General features: G+C 33.1%; 14 protein-coding genes. 11 read left to right on the top strand and 3 right to left on the bottom strand.

Annotation, left to right across the window (positions count from 1 at the left end; translation table 11 throughout):
* Positions 1–1,203, bottom strand: coding sequence for an alanine dehydrogenase (locus CAP47_RS12160; protein ID WP_100776862.1), 1,203 nt, complete (start codon positions 1,201–1,203; stop codon positions 1–3).
* A 26-nt stretch (positions 1,204–1,229) separates the two neighbouring features.
* The gene (gene tsaE / locus CAP47_RS12155; RefSeq protein ID WP_100776861.1) at positions 1,230–1,637 is read right to left on the bottom strand and encodes a tRNA (adenosine(37)-N6)-threonylcarbamoyltransferase complex ATPase subunit type 1 TsaE; all 408 of its coding nucleotides are present in this window, start codon (positions 1,635–1,637) and stop codon (positions 1,230–1,232) included.
* Positions 1,638–1,803: 166 nt separating this feature from the next.
* Between tsaE and CAP47_RS12150 the strand changes: the two genes are divergently transcribed.
* The gene (locus CAP47_RS12150; protein ID WP_100776860.1) at positions 1,804–2,916 is read left to right on the top strand and encodes a DUF748 domain-containing protein; all 1,113 of its coding nucleotides are present in this window, start codon (positions 1,804–1,806) and stop codon (positions 2,914–2,916) included.
* 81 nt (positions 2,917–2,997) lie between these two features.
* Here CAP47_RS12150 and CAP47_RS12145 read toward each other — a convergent pair whose 3' ends face one another.
* Entirely contained in the window at positions 2,998–4,542 is a 1,545-nt protein-coding gene (locus CAP47_RS12145; protein ID WP_100776859.1) for a bifunctional response regulator/alkaline phosphatase family protein, read from the bottom strand.
* Between the two features lie 33 nt (positions 4,543–4,575).
* Here CAP47_RS12145 and CAP47_RS12140 point away from each other — a divergent pair, with 33 nt between their 5' ends.
* From CAP47_RS12140 to CAP47_RS12095, 10 genes are all read left to right on the top strand, one after another.
* On the top strand, positions 4,576–5,805 hold the full coding sequence (locus CAP47_RS12140) for an HD domain-containing protein (RefSeq protein WP_100776858.1): 1,230 nt from the start codon (positions 4,576–4,578) through the stop codon (positions 5,803–5,805).
* Positions 5,806–5,829: 24 nt separating this feature from the next.
* On the top strand, positions 5,830–6,861 hold the full coding sequence (gene lpxD, locus CAP47_RS12135) for a UDP-3-O-(3-hydroxymyristoyl)glucosamine N-acyltransferase (RefSeq protein WP_100776857.1): 1,032 nt from the start codon (positions 5,830–5,832) through the stop codon (positions 6,859–6,861).
* Entirely contained in the window at positions 6,854–8,257 is a 1,404-nt protein-coding gene (locus tag CAP47_RS12130) for a bifunctional UDP-3-O-[3-hydroxymyristoyl] N-acetylglucosamine deacetylase/3-hydroxyacyl-ACP dehydratase (RefSeq protein ID WP_100776856.1), read from the top strand. Before lpxD ends, CAP47_RS12130 begins: the two co-directional genes overlap by 8 nt.
* 2 nt (positions 8,258–8,259) lie before the next feature.
* Positions 8,260–9,042: an acyl-ACP--UDP-N-acetylglucosamine O-acyltransferase gene (gene lpxA / locus CAP47_RS12125; RefSeq protein ID WP_100776855.1), complete on the top strand. Its 783-nt coding sequence runs from the start codon at positions 8,260–8,262 to the stop codon at positions 9,040–9,042.
* 9 nt (positions 9,043–9,051) lie between these two features.
* A complete protein-coding gene (gene efp, locus CAP47_RS12120) occupies positions 9,052–9,615 on the top strand; it encodes an elongation factor P (protein ID WP_100776854.1) in 564 nt (187 codons plus the stop codon).
* A gap of 6 nt (positions 9,616–9,621) precedes the next feature.
* Positions 9,622–10,551, top strand: coding sequence for a UDP-3-O-(3-hydroxymyristoyl)glucosamine N-acyltransferase (locus tag CAP47_RS12115; RefSeq protein WP_093241557.1), 930 nt, complete (start codon positions 9,622–9,624; stop codon positions 10,549–10,551).
* Entirely contained in the window at positions 10,551–10,922 is a 372-nt protein-coding gene (locus tag CAP47_RS12110) for a nuclear transport factor 2 family protein (RefSeq protein WP_100776853.1), read from the top strand. The genes CAP47_RS12115 and CAP47_RS12110 overlap by 1 nt, the downstream gene beginning before the upstream one ends.
* 84 nt (positions 10,923–11,006) lie before the next feature.
* A complete protein-coding gene (gene sucD / locus CAP47_RS12105; protein ID WP_100776852.1) occupies positions 11,007–11,879 on the top strand; it encodes a succinate--CoA ligase subunit alpha in 873 nt (290 codons plus the stop codon).
* A gap of 74 nt (positions 11,880–11,953) precedes the next feature.
* Positions 11,954–12,700, top strand: coding sequence for a 3-oxoacyl-[acyl-carrier-protein] reductase (fabG, locus tag CAP47_RS12100; RefSeq protein WP_093241535.1), 747 nt, complete (start codon positions 11,954–11,956; stop codon positions 12,698–12,700).
* A gap of 4 nt (positions 12,701–12,704) precedes the next feature.
* The gene (locus tag CAP47_RS12095) at positions 12,705–14,714 is read left to right on the top strand and encodes a hypothetical protein (protein WP_100776851.1); all 2,010 of its coding nucleotides are present in this window, start codon (positions 12,705–12,707) and stop codon (positions 14,712–14,714) included.
* The last annotated feature ends 14 nt before the right edge of the window (positions 14,715–14,728 follow it).

The following is a 14,728-nucleotide window of genomic DNA, read 5'->3' as shown; positions in this document are numbered from 1 at the left end:
TTAAAAAATAAGTAAATTCGGATCTTTATAATCCATGTCAAACCAATTTGCAACGGATTTGTTTGTTAAAATTCCGTGGTACAAATATAATCCATTGCGAAGACCTTTCTCATATCGAAGCGTATTTTCTATGCCGCCTTCTTCAGCAATATGTAATAAGTAAGGTGTAAAAATATTACTGATTGACATTGAGGATGTTCGAGGATAGCGAGAAGGAATATTAGGAACGCAATAATGAATCACATCGTCAATCACTTTGGTGGGTTTATTGTGATTCGTGATTTCAGAAGTCTCAACACAACCACCCATATCAATACTAACATCGATAATAACAGCTCCTTTTTTCATTTTCTGAACCATTTTTTTAGAAACAATTACTGGAGATCTGTTTTTGCCTCCAACAGCACCAATCACGACATCAGCCCGACGAAGTGCTTTTGTTAAGCTTTTAGGTTGAATTGTTGAAGTGAAAATATGATGACTCAGGTTTTCTCTTAAATGACGAAGTCTTGTGATTGAACTATCGAAAACTTTGATGGATGCACCTAAACCAATAGCAGATTTTGCTGCAAATTCTCCAACTGTTCCTGCGCCAATAATCACAACTTCTGTTGGTGGAACACCGCTGATGTTACCAAGCATTAATCCATTGGCTTCATCGACTTTAGCCAAAAGCTCAGCTGCGATTAAAATTGATGCTGATCCAGCAATCTCGCTTAAAGTTCTAACTGCTGGGTATGTGCCGAACTCATCTTTAATAAACTCAAAAGCCAAAGCAGTGATGCGTTTTTCAGCAAGTTTTTGAAAATACTTTTTGTTTCTCGTTTTGAGTTGTAATGCAGAAATTAAAGTGGTTTGCGGATGTATGATTTCTAGTTCTTCATCGCACAAAGGCGCCACCTTTAAAATAATGGGACAAGAGAAAATCTTGTTTTTATCATTTGTAATTTCTGCTCCAGCTTCGCTATAATCTTGATCAGAAAATTTGGCGTAATTTCCAGCGCCTTTTTCAATCAAGACGCGATGACCATTTGCTGTTAAAGCGCTAACAGCATCAGGTGTCAAACATACACGTTTTTCTTGATAACTAATTTCCTTTGGGATGCCTATAAAAAGCTGTCCTTTTGTTTTTGATAATTCGAGCATTTCTTCTTGAGGAAGTAATTCAGATTGAGTGAACGGAGATGATGATGTTTGGCTCATAATATCAAAGATAATTAGGTTAAACTTTATTTTAATTCGAGTATGCGTTCAAGTTTTTCATTAAAACTGATGTGAATACAGTGATGATCAAAATCTAAAAGGTTTGGAATTTTCTCTGGCCATTCAATGAAAACCCAAGCTTCTGTATCAATATAATCCTCAAACCCTATGTCGTAAGCTTCTTCTTCATTTTCAATTCTGTAAAAATCAAAGTGAAAGATTTTAGACTTCTCTAGTTCATATTCATTGACTAAAGAAAAAGTAGGACTAGAGACTAATTCATCTGAACCTAATTTTTTTACTAAAGCCTTGATTAAGGTTGTTTTGCCAGCACCTAAATCACCTTTAAAAATAATTTTTCGATAAGAAATGTGATTCAGTATTTTTTCTGAAATTCTTTCTAAATCGTCAAGATTGTAATCTATAATTGTCATTGACAAGTTTTAATTCAAACGGTCATAAATTTAATAATATTTCTTAATTAGTTCTTATCATTTGTCAAAATTATCAGAGATTATCTTTATGATCACTAAAATGATTTATTAATATTTTAACTGAATAGAACTTATATTTGAGTCATTTTAGCTAAAAACAAGAGCCATGTCAAAAAGTAAAAGGAAATTTTATGAAAAGAAAAGGTATGTTATCCCTATTATTATTTTAATTCTCTTGATTGTATTTAGATTATATCTCCCAACATTAATTAAAAATTACGCCAATAAAACTTTAGCAGATATCCCTGGTTATTATGGTCATGTTAAAGATATTGACTTATCTATTTGGAGAGGTGCTTATCAAATTGATGAATTATATTTAAATAAGGTTACCGCTAAAAGTGAAGTTCCTTTTTTAAATTTTCCACGGACTGATATTTCTGTTCAATGGCGCGCTTTATTAAAAGGAAAGATTGTGAGTGAAATTGAAATGTTTCAACCACAAATCACCTATGTTTTAGAAGATCAAGAAACAACTTCTGAAGATACTGAGACTGAAGCTGATGATTGGACGGCAGCATTAAAAGATATCGTTCCGTTAGAGATAAACAATTTACAAATTCATCAAGGGAAATTGGCTTTTCTTCAATTACAAGCTGATCCTTCGATTGATCTTTATATCGATCAATTAAATCTTTCTGCTAAAAATCTTAGAAATGTGCAACGTTCAGGTGATAAGCTTCCTTCTCCAATTCATGCCACTGGTGTATCCATTGGGAAGGGTGAATTAAAAATTGATGGTGAACTCGATTTGATTAAAGAAATCCCTGATATGGATATTTCTTTAGCTCTAGAAAATGCTGAGGTGAGTTCTCTTAATGATTTTACAAATCACTATGCAGGTTTAGATTTCGAAAGTGGAAAACTAGGCGTTTTTAGTGAAGTTGCTATCGCAGATGGTTACATGAAGGCTTATGTTAAGCCATTATTAACCGATACAAAATTGATTGGTAAAGATGATGGATTCCTGAAAACTCTTTGGGAAGGTTTTGTCGGTATCTTTAAATTTATTTTGAAAAATCAAGGGACAGATACCGTAGCGACAAAAGTTCCAATTGAAGGTGATTTAAATAAAGTTGACTCGAAAGTTTGGCCAACAATAACTAATATTTTTAAAAATGCTTGGATTAGCGCTTTTACTGAAAGTGTAGATAGCGAAATAGAATTTAAAGATGTTTTGGATAAAGGTAAAGAAGAAGAGAAAAAAGAGAAGAAGTAAATTTATTTAGGAACTATTTTAAAAAAAGCACAAGTCAAATTTAATTTGCTTGTGCTTTTTTGTGTCAATATAGTGTCAATTTTACTCGTAAACAGCAAACGGAATAATCATTTCTTCTAATGAGACGCCGCCGTGTTGATAACTGTTTTTGTAATAATTGACATAGTAATTGTAGTTGTTTGGATAAGCTAAAAAATAGTTGTTTTTTGCAAAAATATAAGAACTTGACATATTGATTTTTGGAAGTTTGAATTTAGATGGATCTTTTGCAACAATCACATCTTTATCTTCGTAAGTCAAGCTTCGGCCAGTTTTATACCTAAGGTTTAAACTCGTATTTTTATCACCAATAACTTTTGAAGGATTTTTAACGTTGATCGTTCCGTGATCTGTAGTGATAATTGTTTTAAAGCCTAGTGCTTTGGCTTGCTGAATAATTTCTAATAGGGGTGAGTTTTTAAACCAACTTTCAGTCAATGATCTATAAGATTTATCAGTTGATGCAAGTTCTTTAATCACTTCAAGTTCTGTTTTTGAGTGTGAAAGCATATCAACAAAATTATATACCACAACAGATAGGTCTTTAGATTTTTCTTGCTTGAAATTGTCAACAAGTTTTTCACCTTGACTGATATTGGTAATCTTATGGTAAGAGAAATCTAATGGTTTTCCGAGGCGGTTAAGTTGCGCTTCTAAAAACTCTTTTTCAAATAAATTTTTACCACCATCATCTGTATCATTTTTCCAATATTCTGGATATATTTTTTCCATATCTTCAGGTGTTAAGCCTGAGAAAATGGCATTTCTTGCATATTGTGTAGCAGTTGGTAGAATGCTGAAAAAAGCTTCTTCTTTTTTCTTTTTAAGATATTTATTCAGTGTCGGTTCAAATGCTTTATATTGATCATATCGCAAATTATCTATGACAACAAGTAATGTCGGTTGCTCTTTAGAGATTTCAGGTAGAATTTTATTTCTAAAAAGCGTGTGAGATAATTCTGGAGCTTTTGTGTTTTTTTCAAACCAAGACGCGTAATTTTTTTCTATAAACTTACCAAATTCAATATTCGCTTCATTTTTTTGGGTTTCTAATATTTCAAACATGCCGCCGTCATCTATATCTCCTAGTTCTAATTCCCAATAAACCAGTTTTTTGTAAAGCTCTACCCAGGCATCATAAGTGTTGGTTTGCATTAAATCCATTGTGATTTTCCTGAACTCTTGCTGGTAGTTTGATGTTGTTTTTTGTGTGACTAAACGTGAATGATCAAGATTCTTTTTTAAGCTCAATAAAATTTGATTTGGATTGACGGGTTTGATGAGGTAATCTGCAATTTTAGATCCAATGGCTTCTTCCATAATGTATTCTTCTTCGCTTTTCGTGATCATCACAACAGGAAGATTGTCTTGAATGGTTTTGATTTCAGCTAAAGTTTCGATTCCTGTCAGACCAGGCATATTTTCATCCAATAAAACGATGTCGAAATTTTCATTAGGAATGAGTTCAATGGCTTCAGGACCACTTTGGCAAGTTGTCACTTCATAATTCTTTTGTTCAAGAAATAAAACATGAGGTTTCAATAAATCTATTTCATCATCAACCCATAAAACTTTCAGCTTTGTCATATATATGTATCTTTGTTTTTAAATAAATAGTTTGTGAAACAAAATAGTAAACTTAAGATTATTAACGATCCGATTTATGGTTTTATTACCATTCCTAGTCCATTAATTTTCGATATTATCGAGCATCCGTTTTTTCAAAGACTGAGAAGAGTTTCACAAATGGGACTGTCATATTTGGTTTATCCAGGTGCGCATCACACAAGATTTCATCATGCTTTGGGTTGTATACATTTGATGGATAAAGCCATTAAGGTTTTAAGATTTAAAGGTGTAAAAATTTCCGAGGATGAAGAGGAGGCTTTGTTAATTGCCATTTTGCTTCATGATATTGGTCATGGACCGTTTTCTCATGCTTTGGAACATAGTTTGGTTGGTGGTGTTAACCATGAAGAAATTTCGTTGAAATTTATGCATCAACTCAATGATGAATTTAATGGCAAGATCAGTTTAGCCATTGAAATTTTCACTGATCAATATCCTAAAAAATTTTTATGTCAATTGCTTTCTAGTCAACTGGACATGGATAGGTTAGATTATTTGAGAAGAGATAGTTTTTACACTGGTGTGGCAGAAGGAAATGTTAATAGCGAGCGTTTAATAAGTATGTTAAATGTAAGAAACGATGAAATTGTTATTGAAGAAAAAGGGATTTATTCTGTTGAAAAATTCCTTGTTGCTCGCCGTTTAATGTATTGGCAAGTTTATTTACATAAAACAGGTTTATGTGCAGAGCAAGTTTTGATTAAAGCAATCAAAAGAGCAAAATATTTGGTACAACAAGGAGAGGATATATTTGGAAGTCAAGCGCTTTTATTTTTCCTTAAAAATGATATCGAGTTAGATAATTTCAACAAGAAAGAACTTGAAACTTTTGCAAAACTTGATGATTTTGATGTTATTTACGCCATTAAAATGTGGATGAACGCTGATGATATTGTCTTAAAAAACTTATCTCAAATGCTGATCAATAGGCAGCTTCCTAAAATTAAGCTAAAAGATAAACCGATTAATAATGCTAAATATCATGTTGAACTTGAAAGTTTTATGAAAGATCATGACATGACAGCAGAAGAAGCAAATTATTTTGTTTTCACAGGTGAAGCGAATAATTTAGCTTACACAACGAGTGATCAGCCGATTAAAATCCTTTATAAAAATGGAAAACTCAAGGATGTTTCTAAGGCTTCAGATCAATTTAACCTGAAAGCTTTGTCAAAAGTTGTGACGAAATATTACTTATGTTACCCAAAAAACAATTATTAACACTTTTTTCCTATTTTTGCAAGAATGAAATTTACAGCAAATCAAATAGCAGAAATTTTAAACGGCGAAATTGTTGGTAATTCTGAAGCGGTTGTTTCTAAATTATCAAAAATTGAAGAGGGTGAGGAAGGCTCACTTACATTTCTGTCTAATCCGAAATATACAAACTATGTACACTCATCAAATGCGAGTGTTTGCATTGTTAATAAAGATTTTGAACCTAAAGAAAACACTTCTGTTACCTTGATAAAAGTTGAAGATTCTTATGAAGCTTTTTCTAAATTATTAGGTTATTACGAAGAATTCAAAAAAACAAAAAAGCTTGGTGTAGAAGATCCACATTTTATGGGAGAAGATGTAAGTTTAGGTGAGGATATTTATATCGGCGCTTTTTCATACATCGGAAATAATGCCAAAATTGGAAATAAGGTTTCAATACATCCAAATTCTTATATTGGTGATAATGTTGAAATAGGTGATAATACTGTTATTTACCCAGGTAGTAAAGTTTTTTCAGACTGTATTATTGGTGAAAATTGTGTTTTACATGGAGGTGTTATCATAGGTGCAGATGGTTTTGGTTTTACGCCAAATGATAAAGGCGTTTTTACAAAAGTTCCACAAACGGGTAATGTTATTATAGAAGATGATGTTGATGTTGGCGCAGCAACTACAATTGATCGCGCAACTTTAGGATCAACAATTATCCGAAAAGGAGTGAAACTTGATAACCAAATTCAAATTGCACATAATGTTGAGATAGGTGAACACACTGCAATTGCTGCTCAAACTGGAATAGCAGGATCAACACGTATAGGAAAACATTGTATTATCGGCGGCCAAGTTGGTATTGTCGGTCATATTAAAATTGGCGATCATGTCCGAATTCAAGCACAAACAGGAGTTGGTAAAAACGTAAAAGATGGTCAGGCCATACAAGGATCACCAGCACTTGGGTATTCAGACTTTAACAAGTCTTATGTTCATTTTAGAAACTTACCAAAAATAGTTAATCAGCTAAATTCTATAGAGAAAAAAATCAGTAAAGATGAGTAATAGTCCTAAAAAACAAACGACAATTTCTAAGGAAATTAAACTTGAAGGTGTCGGACTTCATACAGGTCAAAATGTGATCTTAACCTTCAAACCAGCAGAAGCAAGCACTGGTTTTATCTTTAGACGAATGGATCTTGAAGGACATCCGATGATTCCAGCTGATGCCAACTTAGTAGCAAGTACTGATAGAGGTACAACACTGGAAAAAAATGGTGTTTTGATTCAAACCTCTGAGCACGTTCTCGCTGCTTGTGTTGGTTTGGGTATTGATAATGTGATCATTGAACTCAATGCTTCTGAACCTCCGATAATGGATGGTTCTTCAAAATATTTTGTAGAAGCCTTAGAAAAAGCAGAAGTTATTGAATTAGATGCTGAGCGTGAAGAGTTTATCGTGAAAGATGTCATCTCTTTTTCTGATGAAGAAACAGGCTCTGAAATCTTAGTGATGCCAGCGAATGAGTATCAAGTCACAACTATGGTTGATTTTCAAACCAAAGTTTTAGGAACACAAAATGCTTCGATTAAATCTATTACTGAATTTAAAGATCATATTGCAAATTCAAGGACTTTCAGTTTTTTACATGAACTTGAAGCGCTTCTTGAACACGGTTTAATCAAAGGTGGAGATCTGAATAATGCGATTGTTTACGTCGATAAAGAGTTGTCTCCTGAAATAATGAAAAAACTAGAAGTTGCTTTTGATAAAAAAGACATTTCAGTAAAACCTAATGGTATTTTAGATAACTTAACTTTACATCATCCAAATGAAGCAGCAAGGCATAAATTACTTGATGTTATTGGTGATTTAGCTCTTGTGGGAACACATATACGAGGTAAAGTTATCGCGAATAAACCAGGTCATAAAATAAACACGCAATTTGCTAAAAAACTTGCAAAAGTGATTAAAGCAGAAAAGCGAAATAAAGTTCCACAAATAGATCTGAATTCAAAGCCTCTTTATGATGTTTCTGAAATTATGGATCGTCTACCACATCGACCTCCGTTTTTGTTGGTTGATAAAATATATGAGTTAACAGACTCATCCGTTGTTGGAACGAAAAATGTCACAATGAATGAACCTTTCTTTGTTGGACATTTCCCTGGAAAACCTGTGATGCCTGGTGTTCTTCAAGTTGAAGCGATGGCGCAAACTGGCGGAATTTTAGCTTTGAGCACTGTTCCTGATCCAGAAAATTACTTAACCTTTTTCATGAAAATGAATAATGTGAAGTTTAAACAGCAAGTTGTTCCTGGTGACACACTTATATTTAAATTAGAACTGATTTCACCTATAAGAAGAGGAATCATTCAAATGCAAGCCTATGCTTATGCTAATGGAAAATTAGCATGTGAAGCAGAGTTAATGGCACAAATAGTAAAATCAAAAGAATAATTATGAATCAACCTTTAGCATACGTCCACCCTGGAGCAAAAATAGCTAAGAATGTTGTCATTGAACCATTTACGACTATTCATAACAATGTCGTTATTGGCGAAGGGTCTTGGATCGGATCTAATGTGACGATTATGGAAGGTGCTCGCATTGGTAAAAATGTCAGTATTTTTCCAGGTGCAGTTATTTCAGCTGTTCCTCAAGATAAAAAGTTTGAAGACGAAGATACAATTACCGAAATAGGCGATAACACAACAATACGCGAATGCGTCACAATCAATCGTGGAACCAGTGACAGAATGAAAACCAAAATTGGTAAAAATTGTTGGATTATGGCTTATTGCCATATTGCTCATGATTGTATTGTAGGCGACAACTGTGTGTTCTCTAACAATTCAACATTGGCAGGACATATTACAGTGGGTGACTATGCGGTTTTAGCAGGTATGACAGCGATACAGCAATTTTGTAGCATTGGGCGACATGCATTTATCACAGGTGGTTCTCTTGTCAGAAAAGATGTTCCTCCCTACGTAAAAGCAGCGCGCGAACCTTTATCTTATGTCGGGATAAATTCAGTAGGCTTAAGACGAAGAGGTTTTGACACACAAAAAATTAGAGAGATTCAAGATATTTATAGAATCTTATATCAAAAAAATTATAACAATTCTCAAGCACTTTCAATTCTTGAAGCTGAAATGGAGGCAACTTCTGAGCGTGATGAAATCATTCAATTTGTCAAAGACTCGCAGCGTGGAATTATGAAAGGCTATTTTTCAAATTAATACAATATTATGGCTACAACAAGTGATATCAGAAATGGTTTATGTATTAAATACAACCATGACATTTATAAAGTCGTTGAATTTTTACACGTAAAACCAGGAAAAGGTCCAGCTTTCGTCAGAACGAAATTAAAAAGTGTAACCACAGGAAAGACACTTGATAATACTTTTTCAGCAGGACATAAAATTGATGAGGTAAGAGTTGAAACTCACAAATATCAATTTTTATATAAAGAAGGTGAGTTTTATCACTTTATGCATACTGATGATTATACGCAGATTCGTTTAGTAGAAGCTGCATTGGATATGCCAGGTTTATTAAAAGAAGGTGAGGTTGTGACAATCTTGATTAATACCGAAGATGATGTACCTTTATCTGTTGAAATGCCTCCACATGTTGAACTGGAAGTTACTCACACTGAACCAGGTGTTAAAGGAAATACGGCAACAAATGCAACTAAACCTGCAACTGTAGAAACAGGAGCTAGCGTCAATGTTCCTCTTTTTGTCAATGAAGGTGACATGATTAAGATAGAAACAGAAAAAGGACATTACAAAGAACGCGTTAAGTAAGTTTTTATGAAATTTCCTAAACCTTACGCTTTAAAAACGATTGCAGATTTAATTGACGCAGATTTTGTTGGTGATGAAAACTACGAAGTTTTAGGCGCTAATGAAATTCATGTTGTCGAGAAGGGTGATATAGTCTTTGTTGACCATCCTAAATATTACGATAAAGCTTTGCGATCAAAGGCAAGTGTAATTTTAATCAATAAAAAAGTAGATTGCCCAGAAGGGAAGGCGCTTTTAGTTTCAGATGATCCATTTCGAGATTTTAATAAACTAACACACTTTTTTAAACCTTTCGAAAAAGCAACTCAAAATATTTCTGAATCTGCAGAAATACATGATTCTACAATTTTACAACCAGGTGTTTTTATTGGCAATCATGTTAAAATTGGTCAAAATTGTTTGATTCATCCAAACGTCACAATATACGACCATACTGAAATTGGAGACAATGTAACAATCCATGCAGGAGCTGTTATAGGAGCGGATGCTTTTTACTATAAAAACAGACCTGAAGGTTTTGATAAACTCATCTCTGGCGGAAAAGTTGTTATCCAAAACAATGTTGAGATTGGTGCTGCCGCTACAATTGATAGAGGCGTTTCTGGTGAAACTTTTATCAGTGAAGGAACCAAAATTGATAATCATGTTCAAATTGCACACGATACTTTTATCGGCAAAAAATGTTTGATTGCATCTCAAGCTGGTATCGCAGGTTGTTGTGTCATTGAAGATGAAGTTACCATTTGGGGACAAGTTGGTTTAGCCAGTGGTTTGCATATTGGAAAAAAAGCAATTTTATTAGCACAAACAGGAGTTTCAAAAGATTTAGAAGGCGGAAAAACTTATTTTGGAACGCCAGCTGAAGAAGCAAGAAAAAAATATAAAGAGATGGTGTACATCTCAAAATTACCAGAAATCTATAAAAAATTAAAATAGTGTCAAAGAACAAGGAGCTTATTGCTGAATTTTTAGAATCAGATTTTTATAAAAATCTAGATCTCATTGATAAGTACTTTAATGAAAACGCCATTATTGAATGGCATAGCCACGAAGGCCAAATTAAACTTGATAGAGAAGGTTTTAAAAAGATAACTTCAGAAATGGGGAAAACTTTTTTAAACATGACGGCTCAATTTTCAAGGCTTTTAGAAGCTGAAGAAAAAGTAGTGACAAACTTCACTTATTTTGTAGAAACTATTGAATCTGAAGACTTAATAGAACTCGCTCATTTTATGGCGATCTTCGAAATAGAATCAGGTCAAATCATCAAAGCTGAAATGATGAGCATTGCAGCTGATGATGCTTAATAAAATCATTGGGATTTTAAGCTGATAAAACTTTTAATCTTCGATTGAATAAATTACATTTGTTGATAAAAATATAACACCGTTATGAGCGTTTTAGTAGATAAAAATTCAAAAATTATTGTACAAGGTTTCACAGGAAGTGAAGGAACTTTCCATGCTGAGCAAATGATTGACTACGGCACAAATATCGTTGGTGGTGTAACACCAGGGAAAGGAGGAACCGAACATTTAGGGAAACCTGTTTTCAACACCGTCTCTGATGCTGTTGAAAAAGCTGGAGCAGACACAACAATCATTTTTGTACCGCCTGCATTTGCTGGCGATGCAATTATGGAGGCTGCAGATGCAGGAATCAAAGTTATTATCACAATCACGGAAGGTATCCCTGTTTCAGATATGATTAAAGTTTCTAACTATATTCAAAATAGAGATTGCCGTTTAATAGGTCCTAACTGTCCAGGTGTGATTACACCAGAAGAAGCTAAAGTTGGTATCATGCCAGGCTTTGTTTTCAAAAAAGGAAAAGTAGGTATCGTTTCTAAGTCAGGAACATTAACTTATGAGGCTGCTGATCAGGTTGTTAAGCAAGGATTAGGAATTACAACTGCTATTGGTATCGGCGGTGACCCAATTATTGGCACAACAACTAAAGATGCTGTTGAGTTACTTGTTAACGATCCAGAAACTGAATGCGTTGTGATGATCGGTGAAATCGGTGGACAACTTGAAGCTGAAGCGGCTCAATGGTATAAAGAAAGCGGTAGCAAAAAACCAGTTGTTGGCTTTATCGCTGGTGAAACTGCACCAGCAGGACGTACAATGGGTCATGCTGGAGCTATTGTAGGTGGTAGTGAAGATACTGCACAAGCTAAAAAGAAAATTTTAAAAGACAGTGGAATTCATGTTGTTGATTCTCCTGCTGAAATAGGAAAGAAAGTTGCTGAGGTGATTGGCTAATTTTCTCAAAAATATTTAAACCTCTTTGAGCATTCCTTAAAGAGGTTTGTTTTTTTACTTAAAAATATTATCTCATGAAATTGTTACAAGATCAAAATGTTATTATTACTGGAGGAAGTAGAGGTATAGGCCGTGGTATAGCGACAACCTTTGCTAAACATGGTGCAAATGTTGCCTTTACTTATAATTCTTCAACGCAAGCTGCAGAAGAATTGGTTAAGGAACTTGAGGGTTTTGGTGTGAAAGCTAAAGCTTATCAATCAGATGCTGCCGATTTTGATAAAGCACAAGAATTAGCAAAGCTTGTTCTTGAAGATTTTGGTCAAATTGATGCTTTGGTCAATAATGCAGGAATCACAAAAGACAATTTATTGATGAGAATGAGTGAAGAAGACTTTGATAAAGTGATTAAAGTTAACCTTAACTCCGTTTTTAATCTAACTAAAGCTGTTTTACGTCCAATGCTAAAGCAACGTAAAGGAAGCATTATTAACATGAGTTCTGTTGTTGGGATTAAAGGAAATGCAGGACAATCAAACTACTCTGCCTCTAAAGCAGGAATCATTGGTTTTTCTAAATCAGTTGCTCTAGAGTTAGGTTCTAGAAATATTCGCTCTAACGTGATTGCTCCTGGCTTTATCGAAACTGAAATGACAGAAAAGCTTGATGAAAATACCGTTCAAGGATGGAGAGATAGTATTCCTTTAAAACGTGGTGGAACTCCTGAAGATATTGCAAATGCTTGTGTTTTTCTAGCAAGTGATATGAGTGCTTATATTACAGGTCAAACATTAAGTGTTGATGGTGGAATGCTAACTTAAAAATATGTCTGGCCAAACGATTTTATTGATTGTTATTAACTTCATACTATCTGTTGGTCTAAGCTATTTTTTATATCAAAAATATTTAAAAGACAAAAACAAATGGATGCTTGCCATCTTTAGGTTTTTGTCTTTTTTTATTATAGGTCTTATCATAATTGATCTCACGGCTGAAAATAAAAGTGTTTTTACAGAAAAACCTCAGTTGCTTTTAGCGATTGACGATTCGCAGTCTATTGCTCATTTAGGTGATACAACTCAGGTGAAATCAGCTTTAAATAATTTTGAAAATCATAAAGAACTCAATGATAAATTTGATTTGAATATGATCAAATTTAGCCAGGAAGTTGATATTCTAGATCGTTTAACTTTTACAGGACAACAAACAGATATCTCGAGTGTTATTGATTTTTATCAATCAGATGATCAAGAAAATAGAGCTTTTGTTTTACTTTCAGATGGTCGTCAAACTGTTGGTGTTAATTATGCTTATCAATTAAAAAAATCTAATTCTAAACAAAATTTCGCTTTGGTTGTGGGTGATACTGTACAACATCCTGATTTATCAATCGAAATGTTGAATGTTAATCAATTTGCCTTTTTGAACAACAATTTTCCGATTGAAGTTTTTGTCAATTATAAAGGAGATCAATCCGTTAGCAAAAAACTGATTCTCTATCAAAATGATAAGAGAATTAAATCTAAAGTTTTAGAGTTTAAAGTCAATTCAGCTCTTTCTCATACCTTTTATGTAAATGCTAATCAAGTTGGAAGTCAAAGCTATAAAGTTGAAATAGAAAGCCTATCTGAGGAAAATAATATATCAAATAACCAAAGACTGTTTGGAATTGATGTCATTGATAATCGTTACAAAATCGTGATTGTTTCTGATTTTATTCACCCTGATATCGGAGCTTTAAAATCCTCAATTGAGTCTAATGAACAAAATGAAGTTCAAATTAAATCAATATCTGAAATTTCTTCGCTCGAAGATGTTAATTTGTTTATTTTTTATCAACCTCAAGCTGGAGCAAATTCACTTTTCAAGAAAGTAATTCAAAATGAATCTAATTTTATGTTGTTTTTAGGTACATCAACAGACTATAGTTTGATAAACTCTTTAGATTTAGGCTTTAGAAAATCTGCTTCTGGTGTTGATGAAGATTATTTTGGCAAACTTAATTCAGATTTTTCTTTGTATCAATTTGAAGATTTAAATTTTGAAAGTTTCCCACCCTTAAAATCGGACTTTAGCAATCTTCAAGTGACAGACCAATCTGAAAATATTTTAATGAGTAAAATTCAAAATACTATAACAGATTCTCCATTGTTTTTTGTTATTCAAAAAGGGGAGTATAAGCGCAGTGTTTTTGGTGCTGAAAACATTTGGAAATGGAAGGCAAAATCATATCGGAATAATTCAGATTTTGAGAAATTCAATACATTTATCAATCAGCATATTCAATTTTTAGCATCTAATGAACCTAAAGAACGCTTATCACTTTCGAGTGAAAGCTTTTATAATCAAGGTTTGGAAAATGAAATCAAAGCAAAATATTATGATGCAAACTTTAAATTTGATCCTAATGCTGATTTAGAATTACAAATTAAAAAAAGTGAAACAGATGAAGTTTTTACAAGCCAAATGCTGCTTAAGAATCAAGAATACACATCGAATATTTCACAACTAGCACCTGGAGAGTATCAAGCTAATTTGACTGTTGGTAGTTTTTCAAAAGAAATTCGTTTTCAAATATTAGCTTATAATCCTGAAAAAACTTCAAAAAATGCAGATATCAATTCATTGAAAAATGCATTTGATGAAGCTCATCTTTATCCTGTTGATAAGCATGAAAAATTGATACAAACTTTATTAAATTCAAATCAATTTTACAATGTGGAAAGTCAGCAGACAAAATCGGTAAGCTTAATTGAAATTAAGTATTTATTAATTATATTAGTCTTTTTATTATCAATAGAATGGTTCTTCCGAAAATATCTCGGATTAATCTAAAAATCAAAACTAAA

This window comes from Psychroflexus sp. S27, from assembly GCF_002810405.1.
GTDB lineage: Bacteria > Bacteroidota > Bacteroidia > Flavobacteriales > Flavobacteriaceae > Psychroflexus > Psychroflexus halocasei_A.
Note: the sequence above shows the minus strand (reverse complement) of the source record. Positions and strands in the feature narration are given on the sequence as shown.